This is a genomic window from Coprococcus sp. AM14-16, assembly GCF_003434675.1.
Taxonomy (GTDB): Bacteria; Bacillota; Clostridia; order Lachnospirales; family Lachnospiraceae; genus Coprococcus; species Coprococcus aceti.
Map to the genome: position 1 here is coordinate 835,843 of NZ_QTLL01000002.1, position 17,297 is coordinate 853,139.

General features: G+C 47.5%; 18 protein-coding genes. All 18 read left to right on the plus strand.

Going from position 1 to position 17,297, the window contains the following annotated elements; all coding sequences use genetic code 11:
- The first annotated feature begins 2 nt into the window (after positions 1 to 2).
- The 18 genes from DW159_RS09750 to hemB all read left to right on the plus strand — a co-directional run bounded on the left by DW159_RS09750 (position 3) and on the right by hemB (position 17,186).
- Entirely contained in the window at positions 3 to 1,781 is a 1,779-nt protein-coding gene (locus DW159_RS09750) for an adenylyl-sulfate reductase subunit alpha (RefSeq protein WP_117550358.1), read from the plus strand.
- Entirely contained in the window at positions 1,762 to 2,076 is a 315-nt protein-coding gene (locus DW159_RS09755; protein WP_004851736.1) for a 4Fe-4S dicluster domain-containing protein, read from the plus strand. Before DW159_RS09750 ends, DW159_RS09755 begins: the two co-directional genes overlap by 20 nt.
- Positions 2,077 to 2,105: 29 nt before the next feature.
- Positions 2,106 to 3,005: a sulfate adenylyltransferase subunit CysD gene (cysD, locus tag DW159_RS09760; RefSeq protein ID WP_117550360.1), complete on the plus strand. Its 900-nt coding sequence runs from the start codon at positions 2,106 to 2,108 to the stop codon at positions 3,003 to 3,005.
- A gap of 1 nt (position 3,006) precedes the next feature.
- Positions 3,007 to 4,647 carry a sulfate adenylyltransferase subunit 1 gene (locus DW159_RS09765; RefSeq protein ID WP_117550361.1) on the plus strand — a complete coding sequence of 547 codons (1,641 nt, stop codon included), beginning with the start codon at positions 3,007 to 3,009 and terminating at the stop codon, positions 4,645 to 4,647.
- Positions 4,648 to 4,741: 94 nt separating this feature from the next.
- The gene (locus tag DW159_RS09770; RefSeq protein ID WP_147323113.1) at positions 4,742 to 5,251 is read left to right on the plus strand and encodes a hypothetical protein; all 510 of its coding nucleotides are present in this window, start codon (positions 4,742 to 4,744) and stop codon (positions 5,249 to 5,251) included.
- Positions 5,252 to 5,405: 154 nt separating this feature from the next.
- The gene (locus DW159_RS09775; protein ID WP_117550365.1) at positions 5,406 to 6,779 is read left to right on the plus strand and encodes an MATE family efflux transporter; all 1,374 of its coding nucleotides are present in this window, start codon (positions 5,406 to 5,408) and stop codon (positions 6,777 to 6,779) included.
- Between the two features lie 342 nt (positions 6,780 to 7,121).
- Complete coding sequence (locus tag DW159_RS09780; RefSeq protein ID WP_117550367.1) at positions 7,122 to 8,345, plus strand: O-acetylhomoserine aminocarboxypropyltransferase/cysteine synthase family protein; 1,224 nt, start codon at positions 7,122 to 7,124, stop codon at positions 8,343 to 8,345.
- Positions 8,346 to 8,372: 27 nt separating this feature from the next.
- Positions 8,373 to 9,233, plus strand: a complete 861-nt coding sequence (locus DW159_RS09785; protein WP_004851725.1) for a 4Fe-4S binding protein — start codon at positions 8,373 to 8,375, stop codon at positions 9,231 to 9,233.
- On the plus strand, positions 9,226 to 9,471 hold the full coding sequence (locus DW159_RS09790; RefSeq protein WP_004851723.1) for a sulfurtransferase TusA family protein: 246 nt from the start codon (positions 9,226 to 9,228) through the stop codon (positions 9,469 to 9,471). The genes DW159_RS09785 and DW159_RS09790 overlap by 8 nt, the downstream gene beginning before the upstream one ends.
- Before the next feature lie 19 nt (positions 9,472 to 9,490).
- Positions 9,491 to 9,808, plus strand: a complete 318-nt coding sequence (locus DW159_RS09795; protein WP_117550370.1) for a thioredoxin family protein — start codon at positions 9,491 to 9,493, stop codon at positions 9,806 to 9,808.
- Between the two features lie 164 nt (positions 9,809 to 9,972).
- Entirely contained in the window at positions 9,973 to 10,182 is a 210-nt protein-coding gene (gene thiS / locus DW159_RS09800; RefSeq protein ID WP_015534732.1) for a sulfur carrier protein ThiS, read from the plus strand.
- Complete coding sequence (gene thiF, locus DW159_RS09805) at positions 10,182 to 10,991, plus strand: thiazole biosynthesis adenylyltransferase ThiF (protein WP_004851717.1); 810 nt, start codon at positions 10,182 to 10,184, stop codon at positions 10,989 to 10,991. The genes thiS and thiF overlap by 1 nt, the downstream gene beginning before the upstream one ends.
- A gap of 42 nt (positions 10,992 to 11,033) precedes the next feature.
- Positions 11,034 to 11,450 carry a M67 family metallopeptidase gene (locus DW159_RS09810; protein WP_117550372.1) on the plus strand — a complete coding sequence of 139 codons (417 nt, stop codon included), beginning with the start codon at positions 11,034 to 11,036 and terminating at the stop codon, positions 11,448 to 11,450.
- 98 nt (positions 11,451 to 11,548) lie between these two features.
- Complete coding sequence (locus tag DW159_RS09815; RefSeq protein WP_117550373.1) at positions 11,549 to 12,772, plus strand: hypothetical protein; 1,224 nt, start codon at positions 11,549 to 11,551, stop codon at positions 12,770 to 12,772.
- 126 nt (positions 12,773 to 12,898) lie between these two features.
- The gene (locus tag DW159_RS09820) at positions 12,899 to 13,546 is read left to right on the plus strand and encodes a precorrin-2 dehydrogenase/sirohydrochlorin ferrochelatase family protein (protein ID WP_242992665.1); all 648 of its coding nucleotides are present in this window, start codon (positions 12,899 to 12,901) and stop codon (positions 13,544 to 13,546) included.
- Complete coding sequence (gene hemC / locus DW159_RS09825; protein WP_117550375.1) at positions 13,536 to 14,588, plus strand: hydroxymethylbilane synthase; 1,053 nt, start codon at positions 13,536 to 13,538, stop codon at positions 14,586 to 14,588. Before DW159_RS09820 ends, hemC begins: the two co-directional genes overlap by 11 nt.
- Positions 14,589 to 14,620: 32 nt before the next feature.
- Positions 14,621 to 16,213: a uroporphyrinogen-III C-methyltransferase gene (cobA, locus tag DW159_RS09830; RefSeq protein ID WP_117550377.1), complete on the plus strand. Its 1,593-nt coding sequence runs from the start codon at positions 14,621 to 14,623 to the stop codon at positions 16,211 to 16,213.
- A gap of 1 nt (position 16,214) precedes the next feature.
- A complete protein-coding gene (hemB, locus tag DW159_RS09835; RefSeq protein WP_117550379.1) occupies positions 16,215 to 17,186 on the plus strand; it encodes a porphobilinogen synthase in 972 nt (323 codons plus the stop codon).
- Positions 17,187 to 17,297: the final 111 nt, after the last annotated feature.

The window sequence follows — 17,297 nt, forward strand, 5'->3', positions numbered from 1 at the left end:
ATATGGGTATTGCAAACAGGAAAATACTTCATACGGACATTTTGATAATCGGTGGTGGTACGGCGGGCTGCTATGCAGCGCTGACTGTCAGAGAGCATTCTGATTATTCCATCATCATCGCCGAGAAGGCAAATATAAAGAGAAGTGGATGTCTGGCGGCGGGAGTGAACGCCATCAACGCATACATAGTGAAGGGCAGAAAGCCTGAGGACTATGTGGATTACTGCAGGACAGACGCTGACGGGATCGTCAGAGAAGATCTTTTGCTTTCTATGTCACAGGGACTGAACCGTGTAACAGACAAGATGGAGAAGCTGGGGCTGGTTATCCTCAAGGATGAGAATGGAGAGTATGTTGCAAGGGGCAACAGAAATATCAAGATAAATGGCGAGAACATGAAGCCACTGCTTGCAAAGGCGGTGGAGGAGCTTGACAACTGTCAGATACTGAACAGAGTCAACATCACGGACTATATAGTTAAAAACAATCAGATCCTCGGAGCATTTGGATTCTCCATAGAGGATAACACAGCATATGAGATCAGAGCGAAAAAAGTGCTCTGTGCTACGGGCGGTGCGGCCGGACTTTACAGACCGAACAATCCGGGATTTTCGAGACATAAGATGTGGTACCCGCCGTTCAACACCGGAGCGGGATACGCAATGGGAATAAATGCCGGAGCGGAGATGACCACATTTGAGATGAGATTTATAGCACTCAGATGTAAGGACACAATAGCGCCTACGGGAACCATAGCCCAGGGTGTCGGCGCCAAGCAGGTCAACTCACTCGGCGAGGTATACGAGAACAAATACGGACTCACCACATCCCAGAGAGTGTACGGAACGGTGAGAGAGAATATAGAAGGCAGAGGTCCATGCTATCTGAGAACCGAGGGCATCACCCCAGAGCAGGATGACTCACTGAAGAGGGCATACCTCAACATGGCTCCGAGCCAGACTCTCAAATGGCTTGAGTCCGGCAAGAATCCGAGTGAGCAGAATGTGGAGATAGAGGGCACAGAGCCTTATATAGTCGGCGGCCACACGGCGAGCGGTTACTGGGTGGACAACGACAGAGAGTCCACAATACGCGGACTGTTCGCAGCCGGAGATGTGGCGGGCGGATGTCCACAGAAGTATGTGACCGGTGCGATGGTTGAGGGAGAGATAGCAGCCATTGCCATGGTAAAGCAGCTTGACGAGGGATACCTTGATCCTGAGCTTGACGAGGAGGCTGCATTTGACAGAAAGATAGAAGAATATGATCATTTCCTCGATACCGATGAGAAGATGTTCACATACGAGGCGATAGAGGAGGCCATGCAGAAGGTCATGGACAACTACGCCGGAGGAATATCCACACATTACCAGTTCAACGAGAAACAGCTTGAGCTGGCAAAGGAGAAGATAGAGCAGCTCCAGAAACTTGTATGGCACATAAGTGCCCACGACATGCACGAGCTCATGTTTGTGTATGAGGTGAAGGAGAGACTCACAGTTGCACTCTCCGTAATCGCACACCTGAAGGACAGAAAGGAGACGAGATGGCACAGCTTTGCGGAGAACCTGGACTATCCGGAGAAGAGTAAAGACTGGGAGATATTTGTCAACTCAAAGATGGTGGACGGCGAACTTAAGATGATACACAGAGAGCTGGTTAATTTGTGCCAGGTTCCCGCAGGGAATATGGCATGCAGCGTCAGCCCCTCGCCGGAGGCGACTTCAAATGGGCTGATGTTCCAAGGAAAGGGGGATGTATATGAGCATAGTGATAAATAAAGAGCTTTGCAAAAACTGCGGCAAATGTGCAAATGTCTGCCCGGGTTCCCTCATAAAGAGAGATGAGGATGGACAGATATTCATGAAATACCCTAAGGATTGCTGGGGGTGCTCATCCTGTATCAAGGAGTGTGCATTTGACGCCATCTCATTATATCTCGGAGCTGACATCGGCGGAATGGGAAGCCAGATGTCGGTGGAGAACAAGGGAGATCTGCTTCTGTGGAATATCCGAAAGATGGATGGCACCACAGACCAGATAGTGATAGACAAGAAGGAAGCTAATAAATATTAAAAGATAAAAGAAGAAAGGTTGGTATAGATATGGGTACATTATCACATCTTGACGAACTGGAGGCAGAGGCGATATACATCATCCGCGAAGTTGCTGCGGAGTGTGAGAAGCCTGTTATGCTTTACTCCATAGGAAAGGACAGCTCGGTAATGCTTCATCTGGCACTCAAGGCATTCTATCCTGAGAAGTCGCCATTTCCATTTTTACATGTAAATACAACATGGAAGTTCAAGGAAATGATCGAGTTCAGAGACAAGACAGCGAAGAAATATGGACTGGACATGATCGAGTACATCAACGAGGAGGGTGTCAAGAAGGGCATCAACCCATTTGACCACGGCTCAGCATACACAGATATCATGAAGACACAGGCGCTCAAGCAGGCTCTTGACAAATACGGTTTCACAGCAGCATTTGGCGGCGGACGTAGAGACGAGGAGAAGTCCCGTGCGAAGGAGAGAATCCTCTCATTCAGAAATGCTCAGCATGCCTGGGATCCAAAGAACCAGAGACCGGAGATGTGGAAGCTGTTCAACACCAAGATCCAGAAGGGCGAGGAGGTCAGAGTATTCCCACTTTCCAACTGGACAGAGGCTGATATATGGGAGTACATAGAGCGTGAGAACATAGAGATCCCATCACTGTACTTTGCAAAGGAGAGACCTGTTGTATATCGTGACGGAAATATCATCATGGTCGATGATGACAGAATGAAACTCAGACCTGGTGAGAAGATAGAGTACAAGAGTGTTCGTTTCAGAACTCTCGGATGCTATCCGCTGACAGGCGGCGTGGAGTCCACAGCGGACACACTCCCTGAGATTATCGAGGAGACGCTCAGTGCGGTATCCTCAGAGAGAACCACCAGAGTTATTGACAACGAGGCAGCAGGCAGCATGGAGCGTAGAAAGAGGGAGGGATACTTCTAAGATGAGTGGATTACTTAAATTTATAACATGCGGAAGTGTAGATGACGGAAAGTCAACACTTATAGGACATATATTATATGATTCAAAGCTTTTATATGCAGATCAGGAGAAGGCTCTGGAGCTTGATTCCAAGGTAGGAAGCCGTGGCGGTGCCATCGACTATTCACTTCTTCTGGACGGACTGATGGCAGAGCGTGAGCAGGGTATCACCATCGACGTTGCATACAGATATTTTACAACGGACAAGAGAAGCTTCATCGTGGCAGATACACCGGGCCATGAGGAGTACACAAGGAATATGGCGGTTGGAGCATCATTTGCCGACCTGGCAGTCATCCTCATAGATGCAAAGCAGGGCGTGCTGGTGCAGACCAGAAGACACGCAAGGATCTGCGCGCTGATGGGAATCAGATACTTTGTATTTGCAGTAAATAAGATGGATCTTGTCGGATACGATGAGAAGCGTTTCAACGAGATAGTTGAGCAGATAAATGAGCTGTCATCCGAGCTCAGCCTGCCAAATATCACGATCATCCCAGTGTCAGCTACAGAAGGTGACAACGTGACAAAGAAGTCAGAGAACATTCCTTGGTATAAGGGACCAGCACTTCTCACATACCTTGAGGATATAGATATCGCGGAGGATAACACAGAGGCAGGCTTCTATATGCCTGTTCAGAGAGTGTGCCGTCCTGACCACACCTTCAGAGGTTTCCAGGGTCAGATAGAGGACGGTGAGATCCACGTTGGAGACGAGATCAACACACTCCCAAGCAACGAGACTGCAAAGGTCAAGAGCATCCATGTGGGATTTGACACAGTGGAGTCAGCACAGAAGGGACAGCCTGTAACAATACAGCTTGACCGTGAGGTTGATGTGTCAAGAGGATGTGTGCTCACAGTTGATTCAGGCGCAAAGATTGCATCTTCGATCACCGCAACACTCCTCTGGATGGATGACGATGAGCTGTACAATGGCAAGAACTTCTTTGTGAAGCTCGGAACAAAGATGATCCCTGGTACAGTTACACACATCGATTACACCATAGATGTAAATACAGGTGAGCAGAAATCAGCGGACACTCTTGCAAAGAATGGTATCGCAGTCTGCAGGATCGCATTTGCCGACAGGATCGTGGTAGACGAGTTCAAGAAGCATAAGACTCTTGGAGAACTCATACTCATCGACCGTGTAACAGACATGACAAGTGCCTGCGGTGTTGTCGAGGAAGTTCACACTGAGGAGACCGGATTATATGAGGGACGCATAGACAGAAATGTGCGTGCAGCGATCAAGGGACAGAAGGCTGTCATAGTTCCATTTGCATCAGGCAATGTCACAAGAGATTTCGTTGAGTCTGTAGAGAAGAAGCTCAGCATCGATGGACGTCATACATACCTGTACGCTCCAGATATCCGTGAGGATGTAAATGCTGTATTAAAGCATCTTCATCATGCCGGAATCATCGTGCTTCTCTTCGCAAGCGAGCAGCAGATCGCAGGAATCAAGGTAGAAGGCGCCGAGGTCTACAGCGGCGACTGGAATGCTGACGGCGAGCTTGACGCAGACGAGATAGCAGACGAGATCCGCAAGGAGTCTGTATACGATGCGGCTCAGGTTCACGATGGAAACTACATCTAGTGGGTACATCTAGTGGGGACGTTCCTTTTGTACCGAAGAGTGTCCTCTGTCATGTTATGCTCCCCTCGCCACTAACGCGGTCCTGAGGATGGACGTGAGCGGTGCATTTGTTATGGGACTTGTGGGATGTGGAGGTACGGACTCGTCAGACAAGTCTGCAGAGAGTAAAGAGAATAACAACAGTGAGGCATTCGTAACAGACAGTGCAGAGATCACGGTGGACGATGTGAGAAATCATGCAGAGACACCTGCGTCAGACTTTGAATATATAGATAATGGTGATAGTGTATCCATAAAGGCATATAATGGAAGTGATCCGATAGTTGTCATACCGGAGCAGATAGACGGAAAGGATGTTATATCCATAATTAACGGGCCTTTTAGCAATGACAGTTTAAAATATGTAGACCTGGGCTACAATCTTAAAGAATTTGATGATGCTTATTTTTCGGATACATTAGAAGTGATTCATCTTCCAGCAGGGGTAGAGAATCTAGATAAGGTAGCCTTCTTTGGCGAAGATACCTTGACAATTGTTGGCAAAGCCGGTTCGTTTGCAGAAACATTTGCAAAGGAAGAGGGAATAAAATTCGAGGCAGAATGATAAAGGCTGTGTGAAAGAGGCAGGACGAGAAAGTCCTGTCTTTTTTATGTGTAAATAAACGACATAGACATAAAAGTTGACATAATCATGCAAAGTGTATAACCTTATGTACATAAAGAAAATGATATTATGTCGAAAGAGTCTGAGGAAAATTATGAGTTCTACAGTAAAACAAAATAAATATGAAATTGATATGTGCAACGGGACGATCATGGACAAGCTGATCTCGTTTTCGTTACCGCTTATGTTGTCAGGAATTTTGCAACTGATGTTCAACGCAGTGGATATCATCGTTGTCGGAAGATTCAGTGGAAGTCAGGCTCTGGCGGCGGTCGGTTCAACCACAGCACTTATCAATGTATTTACCAATTTGTTCATAGGGATATCTCTTGGGGCAAATGTGCTTGCGGCAAGATTTTATGCCGCAGGAAAAGATAAAGAAATGTCAGAGACAGTACATACCGCGATCACGTTAGCGCTGATCAGCGGTATTATTATGGCCTTTGTCGGGTGGGTTTGCGCAAAACCGGCGCTTGAGCTTATGGATACTCCTGGGGACGTCATCGGACTTTCTTCTTTATATATGCGGATTTACTTTCTGGGAATGCCGTTTTTTATGCTGTACAATTACGGCGCGGCCATACTAAGAGCGGTGGGAGATACAAAGAGACCGCTCCTTTTCCTGGTTATTTCAGGAATTGCAAATACAGGTCTAAACCTATGCTTTGTGATCATTTTCAAGCTTGGAGTTGCCGGTGTGGCAATCGGAACTGTTATCTCACAGCTGATATCCTGCGTGCTTGTGCTCCGCTGTCTGTATATGTCGGAGACAAGCTATCAGCTTAGATTTTCAAAGCTTACCATCAAGGGGGCATATGTAAAGCAGATCTTTTCGGTCGGAGTTCCGGCAGGAATTCAGAGCACGGTCATCAACTTTTCGAATGTGCTGCTTCAGTCGTCAGTCAACTCATTTGGCTCGGTTGCCATGGCGGGCTACACGGCGGCAAATAATATATTTGGCTTTCTGTATGTGACGGTGAATGCTGTAACGCAGGCGTGCATGAGTTTTACGAGCCAGAACTACGGTGTCGGCAAATGGAAACGTATGGAGAGAGTCCTGATCGACTGCCTGATATTGTCATTTGCGGCAATGATGGTTCTGGGCAATGGAGCGTATTTCTTTGGACCGCAGCTGCTGCACATATATACGAGCAGCGATGCGGTTATAAAATGCGGAATGGAGATACTGTTATATACGACGGTCACATATTTCCTGTGCGGATTTATGGACTTGTTCCCAGGGGCGCTTCGTGGGATGGGACATTCCGGAGTTCCGATGCTCCTCTCGATCATAGGAACGGTTGGAACCAGAATCGTGTGGATATACTGGATTTTCCCGAGACACAGATCCCTGGCGGTTCTGTTCATCTCATATCCGGCATCCTGGATCATAACCCTCGCCATGCAGATAGTATGTTATTTCTATGTGAGGAAGATGCTGTATAAGAAAATTGCAAATAAGAAATGAGTGAAAACGTATGGGGAAGCTGCCAGAGAAATGGGGCTGATCCATACGTTTTTATTTGCTGTTGTTTAAGAAGATAGAGATGTCGTATAAGAATAGGCCCATCCGAATTAAAATAAGCCATGCCATCCCCTCGCCGCTAACGCGGCTCGTGGAATGGCATGCGCCATATACATAACCTCAAAAGATGATCTGAATGTGAGTAAACTCCCATCAGATCATTTTTTTCGATTATGTGCATTGCTTATTTTATAATTCCTATTGACATAGTAGGGTATAAGAGCTATAATCCTATCATGTTCGTAGGAATTATAGGATTTATTATTTAGTGAGGCATAGAAGATCATGAGATTTAATACAGCATTATTACACAGCGCAAAGCTTGGTGATGAGAATACAGGCGCCACACTTACACCGATCTATCAATCAAGTGCATTCTATCAGCCTTCGGCGGAGCAGCATGAGAAGCTTTTCCACAACAAGGCGACGGGGTATTCTTATACGAGGATCAATAACCCGACGATAGTTGCATTTGAGGAGCGGATGACGAATCTTGAAAAGGGAGTGGGTTCGGTAGCGTGTTCTTCTGGAATGGCGGCACTCACAAATGCACTCTTAAATATAGTAGGAGCTGGCGGAGAGATAGTCTCCAGCACAGGACTCTACGGTGGAACGATAGATCTGTTCCACGATCTGGAGGCATTTGGGATCAAGACGACATTTGTGGAGATATCGGATAAGGAAGCGGTTGAAGCAGCGATAAATGAGAATACCAGAGTGATATTTGCTGAGACAATCGGCAATCCGAAGCTGGATGTGGTGGATATAAAGGCACTTTCGGAGCTGGCACATTCACACAGGCTTCCGCTCCTAATAGACAATACAGTGGCAACTGCATATCTGGTCACACCACTGACACTTGGAGCGGATATAGTCATCAATTCCACATCCAAGTACATCAATGGCAACAGCGATGCCATAAGCGGAGTCATCACCGACAGCGGCAATTTCAAATGGGACGCAGAGCGTTATCCGCTTCTGCAGCAGTACAAGATGTTCGGAAAGTTCGCCTATATAGCAAAGCTCAGAAACGGACTTTTTAGAAATACAGGAGCCTGCATAGCTCCGCAGACGGCATTTTACAATATGCTGGGCATGGAGACATTGGGGCTTCGAATGGAGCGATGCTCACACAATGCACTTGCCCTTGCTCAGTTCCTGGAAAGTCAGGAGGGTGTAAAGGTCAACTATCCGGGACTTGAATCCAGTCCTTGGTATGACATCGCAAATGAACAGCTCCACGGTGGTTATGGTGCCATAATCACCATCAGAGTCGGCAGCAAGGAGAAGGCATTTGCGGTGATGAACAAGCTCACAATACCGCAGATAGTGTCGAACATAGGAGACACAAAGACGCTCATCGTGCATCCTGAATCAACACTGAATGCGCACAGCACAGAGCAGGAGAAGCTTGACGCCAACGTATATGATGATATGATTCGTATTAGTGTCGGAATCGAGGACGTGGAGGATCTGATAGAAGATTTCCAGAAAGCCCTTGCCGACTAATACACAAATGATTTGGAGGAACTACATATGGCAGTAGATTACGCGGCTCTGAAAAAGGGCGGATTCATGAGACAGAAGCAGAAGAATAACTTTTCTCTGAGACTTCAGGTGGTGGGAGGAAATCTTACCGCAGAGAATCTCAAGAAGATAGCAGAGGTTGCCGAGAAATACGGAGATGGACATGTACATCTCACATCGAGACAGAGTGTTGAGATCCCATTTGTTAAGCTTGACGATGTGGAAGAGGTAAAGGAAGAACTGGCAAAGGGAGGCTGTAAGCCGGGTGTGTGTGGCCCAAGAGTAAGAACAGTCACAGCGTGCCAGGGAAATCAGATCTGTCCGAGCGGCAATATAGACACTTATGACATAGCCAAGAAGCTTGATGCGAGATATTACGCAAGGGAGCTTCCTCACAAGTTCAAGTTCGGTGTCACAGGATGCCAGAACAACTGTCTGAAGGCAGAGGAGAACGACGTGGGAATCAAGGGCGCAATGGTAGTAGAGTGGGATGAGCCATCATGTATCATGTGTGGCGTGTGCGTCAAGGCGTGTCGTGAGGGTGCAATCACCATGGCGGACGGCAAGATCATCCTCGACACAGACAAATGTAACTACTGCGGTCGATGTGCAAAGGCGTGTCCTACAGATGCATGGAAGGGCGAGACAGGATACCTTGTCTCATTCGGAGGATTATTTGGTAACACGATCCACCGCGGCGAGGAGTTACTTCCGGTTGTTACATCTGAGGAACAGCTTTTCCGTATCACAGATGCGGCAATACAGTTCTTTGCAGACAATGCAAAGCCAAGCGAGCGTTTCCAGTTTACACTGGAGCGTGTGGGCTTAGACAAATTCAAAGAAGTATTAAAGGAGGCTTACAATGGCTGATTACGAAATTGATGACAGAGTAGATATAACTGATGTGGTGTGCCCGATGACATTTGTCAAGGCGAAGGTAGCCATGGAGGAGCTTGAGATAGGACAGGTGCTTGCGGTTACCATGAACGACGGCGAGCCTGTACAGAACGTACCAAGAAGCTTCAAGGAGGAAGGACAGCAGATCCTGAAGCTCATCGACAACGAGAACGGTACTTACGATCTCATAGTTAAGAAGCTGGAGGATTGATCAGGAAAGGAGAAAATGAATGGCAGTAAGAGTCAGTGCAGAGGATTTCGATGCGAAGGTTCTTCAGTCGGAGCTTCCGGTCATCGTGGAATTCTATTCGGACAGCTGCATACCATGCAAGCAGCTCTCACCTATCCTTGGCGGCATCGAGGATGACTACGAGGACAAGGTAAATGTGTACAAGGTAAATGTAAACTTCGACGCAGAGCTTGCTGAGAAGTACGCAGTCATGGCGTCACCAACCATACTCTTCTTCAAGGGTGGTGAGGAGGTTTCCCGCATCCGTGGCCTTGTGAAGAGAAATGTGCTGGAGGAAGAAGTTGGCAAATTATTGTAGAAATTCATTGGTAAAGTGACATGATGGAGTATTTGACTGTAGTCAATTACTTCCGGTGCATATAAGAATGAAACTATATAAATAATTTTATAAAGTATATAATCACATTTTATGTCAGTCTGGCAACGCCGGACAGGCAAATGAATCGTCAGGAGGAAAGAAAAATGACAGTCACAATAGCAGGAAAGAAGAAAGAGATAGCAGAGAAGACAACAATAGCTCAGATCATCGTGTCAGAGAACGTTGAGAATCCGGACTATGTCACAGTAACAGTAAACGATGAGTTTGTTGACTCAGATGCATTTGCAACAACAGAGCTCAAGGACGGCGATACAGTAGAGTTCCTCTACTTCATGGGAGGTGGCAGCTTCTAATGGCATTCACAAATGAACAGATGGAACGTTACTCACGTCACATCATCCTTCAGGAAGTTGGCGTGAAGGGACAGAAGAAATTGTTAAATGGCAAGGTGCTGATCATCGGCGCAGGTGGACTGGGAGCGCCAGCCGCTATGTACCTGGCAGCAGCCGGAGTTGGTACGATCGGTATCGTTGATGCCGATGAGGTAGATCTGTCAAATCTTCAGAGGCAGATCATTCACGGAACAGCAGATGTGGGTAAGGCGAAGGTCAAATCCGCAAAGGAGACCATGAACGCTATGAACCCGGATGTAAATGTGATCACATACAGAGAGTTCGTGACATCAGAGAACATCATGGATCTCATCAAGGACTATGATTTCATCATCGATGGAACAGACAACTTCCCTGCGAAGTTCCTTATAAATGATGCCTGTGTTATGGCTAAGAAGCCATTTTCACATGCAGGAATCATCAGATTCAAGGGTCAGCTCATGACATATGTTCCAGATGAGGGTCCATGTTACAGATGTGTATTCAAGGATCCACCTCCAAAGGATGCGGTTCCTACATGTAAGCAGGCCGGAGTCATCGGAGCAATGGGCGGTGTTATCGGAAGTCTTCAGGCTATGGAGGCGATCAAGTATCTCATCGGAGTTGGCGATCTTCTGACAGGAAGACTCCTTACATTTGACGCACTTAAGATGGAATTCCACACAGTAAAGCTCCCTCACAAGAAGGGCTGTGGATGTGCTGTATGTGGACCAAATCCAACCATCACCAAGCTCATCGACTACGAGCAGGTGGAGTGCGACGGTAAGTAGAAGATCCTGTTACAGTTGATAATAAGGAGGATATGAAGTAAGATGTTGTACATGACAAAGTCTGATTACGAGAAGATACTTGCACACTGCAAGGAAGGCCTTCCAAATGAGTCCTGTGGTATGATCGGCGGTGTTAGAGAGGGCGATAAGAAGTACATCAGGAAGGTGTATCTCCTGACAAATATTGACGCCAGCAACGAGCATTTTTCCATGGACCCGAGAGAGCAGCTTGCGGCAGTTAAGGATATGCGTGCAAATGGATACGAGCTTCTTGGCAACTTTCATTCCCATCCAGAGTCTCCATCCAGACCTTCGGAGGAGGATAAGAGACTTGCATATGATTCCAAGGTGAATTATCTGATTCTCTCCCTCATGGAGATAGACAATCCGGTACTCAAGGCCTTCAACATAGATGAGGAAAAGAATGTGACGATAGAGGAGCTTGTTATAGAATCATGATAGATAGCAGGCATTTGAAGGAACAGGGCGGGCTTTGATACCCGCCCTTGTTCTTTACGCGGACTGTGTCATAAATTTTATTTGGAGTTACTGAAGAGATGTTTTGCATAAGTATAAACCATAAGAACACGCCGGCCGATGTCAGGGAGAGATTTGCATTTACGACAAAAGGACAGAGACAGTTCACTGAGCGCCTTAAGGCTGAGGTGGGTGGATGTGTCGTGTTGTCGACCTGCAACAGGATGGAGATATACTTCACAGATAAATATGAACAGGTGGAAAAGCTGTTGGCAAATGACAGGGAGGTTCCGGTCAGCCTCATAAGAAGATACAGCATGAATTATGAAGGATTTCAGTGTGTGTTACATCTGTGCAGAGTGGCGTGTGGTATGGATTCCATGGTGCTCGGCGAGGTGGAGATCATACATCAGGTGAAGAACGCATATCTTGTGGCAAAGGAGCTTGGAGCCTGTGACGGCGAGCTGAATATAGCATTTCAGGGAGCACTTGCAGCGGCAAAGGCGGTGGCAACGGAGAGTGATGCCACGAGGCTTCCGATATCCGTCGGAACCTTGTCAGCCAGGGAGGCAGTGAATTTTACAAGAAATGGCGGTATTGAAAACACGTGCAGAGATGTTCGAAGTGATGTGGTAAGCAGCAGTCAAGCTGAGAGTGTGGATGCTGAAAAGGCAAATACCGGACATATCCTAGTCGTAGGAGCCACAGGCAAGATAGGCAGCATAGTTGTCAAGGATATTGCAGATCTTGCGCCAGACATAGAGATAACAGGCACAAGCAGAAGCCACCACAGTGCAGATAACATATTTGGCAGACATCAGCAGATCAGGATAGAGGACTACAGCAGAAGATATGAGCTGGCAGCCTGGGCGGATGTCATCATCAGCGCGACAGCAAGCCCTCATTATACATTTGTCAGGGATGAACTGGCAGAAGCCGTGAAAATGCATCATAAGCGGAGGTTGTTCCTGGATCTGGCAATGCCGAAGGACATTGACCCGTCAGTCTCAGAGGTGGACGGATGTGTATTGCGTGACATAGACTATATCAGGACACTCTCCAGAGAGAACAATGAAAACAGGGCAAAGACAATCACGGAGATGGAGCCGTGGCTCATATCACAGGTTGACGAGATCATGAAGAACATAGCATTTTCGAGGTTCAACAGGGAACACGGAGATGTGATGGCACAACTAAAGACAACAGACGGAGCAAAGCTGGTATACAAGCTTAAAGGGCAGCTTGAGTATGAGGCATTTAAGAAAATGCTGGACAGTATTCTGACTGCCGGATGTGAGAACTGAATACTGCTTGTTTGCCTGAGATTATGCAGTATCATCGTCTGATGATGGTTATGTCAGATGTCAGATAATTGGAACAACGTTTGGTGCTTTTTAATAGAGACTCAATAATAGAAATTAGAGGTAGTAATGTCGTATTTCCCATTTATGATCGAACTGAATAATGAGAGATGCCTGATCGCAGGAGGTGGAACTGTTGCATACAGAAAGGTGTGCAGCATGCTGGAATTTGGCGCGGTGGTCACGGTGGTGTCCCCAGAGTTTTGCCCGGAGCTTTTGAAACTGGCGGAGCAGGTGAATACGCCAGACAAATACTGTGCAGCGACAAGCGATGATCGTGGTTCTGTAGAGAATTTTGCAGATTATTCTGGATGCCTAACACTTGTAAAAAGACGTGTGCAGCCCCAGGATATTGTTGGCGCATTTGTCGTCATAATGGCGACGGACGATGAGAAGGTCAACCACGAAATGGCGGAGCTTTGCAGGCAGCAGCGAATACTTGTAAATGTGGTTGATGTGAAGGCGGATTGCGGATTTTATTTTCCAGCGATCATAAAGGATAAAGAGGTCGTGATAAGCGTTTCCACCGGTGGACAGAGTCCAGTGCTTGCGGGCACGATCAAGAGAAATATAGAGAGCCATTTAGGTAGGAGTTATGGCGATATAGCAGAGCGTATGGGTGAGCTCCGCGAGCAGATCAAAGCACAGATAGACGGCGAGGAAGAGCGAAAGAAAGCGTTTCAGCAAATGGTTAGGAGTCTGTTAGATGAGAGTTGAGAATGGACATAGTAAAAATAAACCGAATATTCGTAAATTTGCGGAGAATGACATGGCAGATGGATTCAATAGTGACGGTTTGGATTGCGAAAGCGGAGGACAGAAAAAAACAGTAAAAGTTGGAACCCGCGGCAGCAAGCTTGCTCTTGCTCAGACTGAATTGGTGATAAAGGCACTCAATGAGAGATTTCCCCAGATTGATTTTCAGATGGTTACAATGAGTACCCGGGGGGATCGGGACACCAGCAGAGCGCTTCTGGAATTCGGAGGCAAAGCGGTATTTGTCGAGGAGTTCGAGGAAGCTATACTTAAAGGTGACATAGACATAGCGGTACACAGTGCCAAGGATATGCCGATGGAGATCATAGAAGGTCTTACTATATCGGGTACACTTCCGAGGGCCTGTCCGCAGGACGTTCTCATATATAAGAGCAGCAGAATATTTGACAGAAACGAGAGTTTCGTGGTGGGAACCAGCAGCCTGAGACGGCAGTACCAGATAAGAGACATGTATCCAAATGCGGTGTGCAAGAATCTGAGAGGAAATGTCGGTACCCGCATACAGAAGCTGGAGGACGGCGAATACGATTCCATCATTCTTGCAGCGGCAGGCCTTGAGCGCCTGGGAGTTATTGAAGACAAAGGCAATGGCAGCGCAGAATGTTTGGAAGTGCACAAGGACGAACTTACATTCAGATACCTCAGTACAGAGTCAATGCTTCCGGCAGCATGTCAGGGAATCATAGCCATAGAGACACGAACCTCTGGCGAGGTATACGACATGGTCAGAGCGATAAATGACACAGAGGCATACACACAGCTCACATGCGAGCGCGCAGTTCTGAATCGCCTGAACGCCGGCTGTCACGAACCGATAGGCGTGTACTCAGAACTTCATGGCGACCACATGAAGCTAAGCCTGATGAAAGCAGATGCGGCTTTATCGGACAAAGAGAAAGATGAAGAAATCCAGATACACAGAAAGACGGTAGAAGGAAACAACGCAGAATGGGAACAGCTGGTAGAGGCGTTGATAAAGTAGGTTGTAGCACACCCAGCGTATTGGAGAACAAAATGGTATATTTAATAGGCGCAGGCCCCGGCGACCCGGGACTCATCACGGTGAAGGGCCTGGAATTCATAAAACAATGCGATACAATCATATATGACAGACTCGGAACCTATCAGCTTCTGGAGATGGTGAAGCCGGACTGCCGCAGGATATACGTCGGCAAACAGGCGGGCAGCCACTACAAGAAGCAGCCTGAGATAAACGAGATACTTGTTGAGGAAGGCCGCAAAGGCAACATGGTGGTGCGTCTCAAAGGCGGCGATCCATTTGTATTCGGAAGAGGCGGCGAGGAAGTGACCGCACTTTTAGAAGCGGGGATCCCATTTCAGGTGATACCGGGAATAACATCCGCAGTGGCGGTTCCAGAGGTGTGCGGCATACCAGTGACACACCGAGGAACGAGTAGAAGCTTTCACGTGATAACAGGACACAAGCGGGCAGACATACACAGATCTGATGAAGGTGGTTTAGATGACTACGACTACATCAGAAATCAGGAAGGGACAAGCGTGTTCCTGATGGGGCTGAACAGACTGCCACAGATCATGGAGAGACTTGTTCAGACTGGGGCGGAGGAACATACTCCGGTCGCGGTCATTTCCAAAGGAACCATGCCAGGGCAGAGGATAGTCCGCGGCGATATACAGACAATTGCGGACAAGGTGAACGAGGCAAAGCTTGAATCTCCTGCGATCATAGTTGTGGGTGAAAATGTAGCGTTGGATTTTACAGCACCAAACAGAGGACCGCTTCAGAATGTCCACGTTGGACTTGTTGGAACGCCAAAGCTTCGCGAGAAGATGAGAGTTGCAATAGATGCACTTGGCGGCCAATCCTACAGCATAGTGGATATGAGCGTGGAGCAGACAGAGGAGAAGAACAGGCTGCGCGTGGCTCTGGGACATATAGAAGATTACAGCTGGCTGGCATTTACCAGTCAGAACACCATAACCTTGTTTTTCAAATGGCTCAGGGAGTGGAATATAGATGTCAGAAAACTGGCTCATCTGAAATTTGCGGTGGTCGGTGCTGGAACAAGAGATACGCTTAAATCTGAGGGATACATAGCGGATTATGTGCCGGACGAGTACACCACAAGCGCCCTTGCTATGGGACTTGCAAATGTGATGAATGACGGAGAGAAACTTCTCATTCCGAGGGCAGTCCAGGGCAGCGAGACGATGCTTGACATACTTGATAAGGGCGGCGTAACATACGAGGAGATTCCAGTATATGATGTGGTTGGCCGCAGGATGGAGAGCATACAGTATCTGAAAGATCTGGATGTGATCACATTTGTCAGCGCGTCAGGTGTCAGGGGATTCCTGAAAGTTCTTGACGCAGAGGGAAATGGATCTGGCATGGATCATATGCCGAATGATGTTGATTCATGCAGGGAGCATACGAATAATACAGAAAGTACTTTAAAAATTCATGATATAATGAAAAACATCCGCATAGCAGCACTTGGAGATGTGACTGAGAAGGCTTTGGAGAAGGCTGGTTATCATGCGGATATAGTTCCGGAGGTTGGTGATATCGATCACCTTATATCAGCCATCGGTGATTATTATTTTAGAGAAAAGAGGCAGTAACATGATAAGACTCAGAAGACTTCGTGGCAGCGAGGCCATCAGAAATATGGTTAGAGAGAACCGGGTTAACAAGGAGGATCTTGTATATCCGATGTTTGTGGCGGAGGGCACAGGGATCAAGAATCCGGTAGACTCCATGCCGGGAATATACCAGTATTCACTCGACACATTTGAGGAGGAGCTTCGCAGAGTGGCGGACGCCGGAATCAGCGCGGTTCTCCTGTTCGGCATACCGGCTCACAAGGATGAGGTGGGCAGCAGCGCGTACGACGACCAGGGAATCATGCAGAAGGCGGTCAGGAGGATAAAAGAGCTGTATCCGGACATGATAGTCATAGCGGACATTTGTCTGTGCGAGTACACATCACACGGTCACTGCGGAATTATCCATGACGGCAAGATACTCAACGATGAGACTCTTCCATATCTGGGCAAGATGGCTGTATCACTTGCAAAGGCTGGCGCGGACATGGTGGCTCCGTCGGATATGATGGATGGACATACTGCATACATCAGAAAGGCACTTGACGACAACGGGCTGACGGATGTACTGATCATGGGTTACAGTGCGAAATTTGCATCTGGTTACTATGCACCATTTCGCGATGCGGCACATTCTGCACCACAGTTTGGAGACAGAAGGACATACCAGATGGATCCCGCAAATGGCAGGGAGGCTCTGAGAGAGTGCGAGGCGGATATCGCCGAGGGAGCAGACATAATCATGGTCAAGCCGGCACTTGCTTATCTGGATGTAGTCAAGGATGTGAGAAACCACACGGACTATCCGATAGCGGTGTACAATGTCAGCGGCGAGTACTCCATGGTCAAGGCAGCTGCGGCAAATGGCTGGATAGACGAGAAGAGGATCGTCATGGAAAACATGACAGCCATGAAACGTGCCGGAGCAGGGATCATCATAACCTATCACGCCATAGACGTGGCAAAATGGTTAGAGTCGGAATCAATATGACAGAGTCATATTTGGGAATGATTCCGACGATCTGCCCCGCTCGACGGAGGAGAGAGGGGCGTTTCCAAAGAGTCGGAATCATAAAAAGTCACACAGGACGATAAATTATAG

Coding starts and splice junctions, on each gene's coding strand:
- cobA (WP_117550377.1), top strand. CDS start 14,621: ATGGTATATTTAATAGGCGCAGGCCCCGGCGACCCGGGACTCATCACG.
- cysD (WP_117550360.1), top strand. CDS start 2,106: ATGGGTACATTATCACATCTTGACGAACTGGAGGCAGAGGCGATATAC.
- DW159_RS09775 (WP_117550365.1), top strand. CDS start 5,406: ATGAGTTCTACAGTAAAACAAAATAAATATGAAATTGATATGTGCAAC.
- hemC (WP_117550375.1), top strand. CDS start 13,536: ATGAGAGTTGAGAATGGACATAGTAAAAATAAACCGAATATTCGTAAA.
- DW159_RS09820 (WP_242992665.1), top strand. CDS start 12,899: ATGTCGTATTTCCCATTTATGATCGAACTGAATAATGAGAGATGCCTG.
- DW159_RS09765 (WP_117550361.1), top strand. CDS start 3,007: ATGAGTGGATTACTTAAATTTATAACATGCGGAAGTGTAGATGACGGA.
- DW159_RS09750 (WP_117550358.1), top strand. CDS start 3: ATGGGTATTGCAAACAGGAAAATACTTCATACGGACATTTTGATAATC.
- DW159_RS09755 (WP_004851736.1), top strand. CDS start 1,762: ATGAGCATAGTGATAAATAAAGAGCTTTGCAAAAACTGCGGCAAATGT.
- DW159_RS09810 (WP_117550372.1), top strand. CDS start 11,034: ATGTTGTACATGACAAAGTCTGATTACGAGAAGATACTTGCACACTGC.
- thiF (WP_004851717.1), top strand. CDS start 10,182: ATGGCATTCACAAATGAACAGATGGAACGTTACTCACGTCACATCATC.
- DW159_RS09815 (WP_117550373.1), top strand. CDS start 11,549: ATGTTTTGCATAAGTATAAACCATAAGAACACGCCGGCCGATGTCAGG.
- DW159_RS09780 (WP_117550367.1), top strand. CDS start 7,122: ATGAGATTTAATACAGCATTATTACACAGCGCAAAGCTTGGTGATGAG.
- hemB (WP_117550379.1), top strand. CDS start 16,215: ATGATAAGACTCAGAAGACTTCGTGGCAGCGAGGCCATCAGAAATATG.
- thiS (WP_015534732.1), top strand. CDS start 9,973: ATGACAGTCACAATAGCAGGAAAGAAGAAAGAGATAGCAGAGAAGACA.
- DW159_RS09785 (WP_004851725.1), top strand. CDS start 8,373: ATGGCAGTAGATTACGCGGCTCTGAAAAAGGGCGGATTCATGAGACAG.
- DW159_RS09795 (WP_117550370.1), top strand. CDS start 9,491: ATGGCAGTAAGAGTCAGTGCAGAGGATTTCGATGCGAAGGTTCTTCAG.
- DW159_RS09790 (WP_004851723.1), top strand. CDS start 9,226: ATGGCTGATTACGAAATTGATGACAGAGTAGATATAACTGATGTGGTG.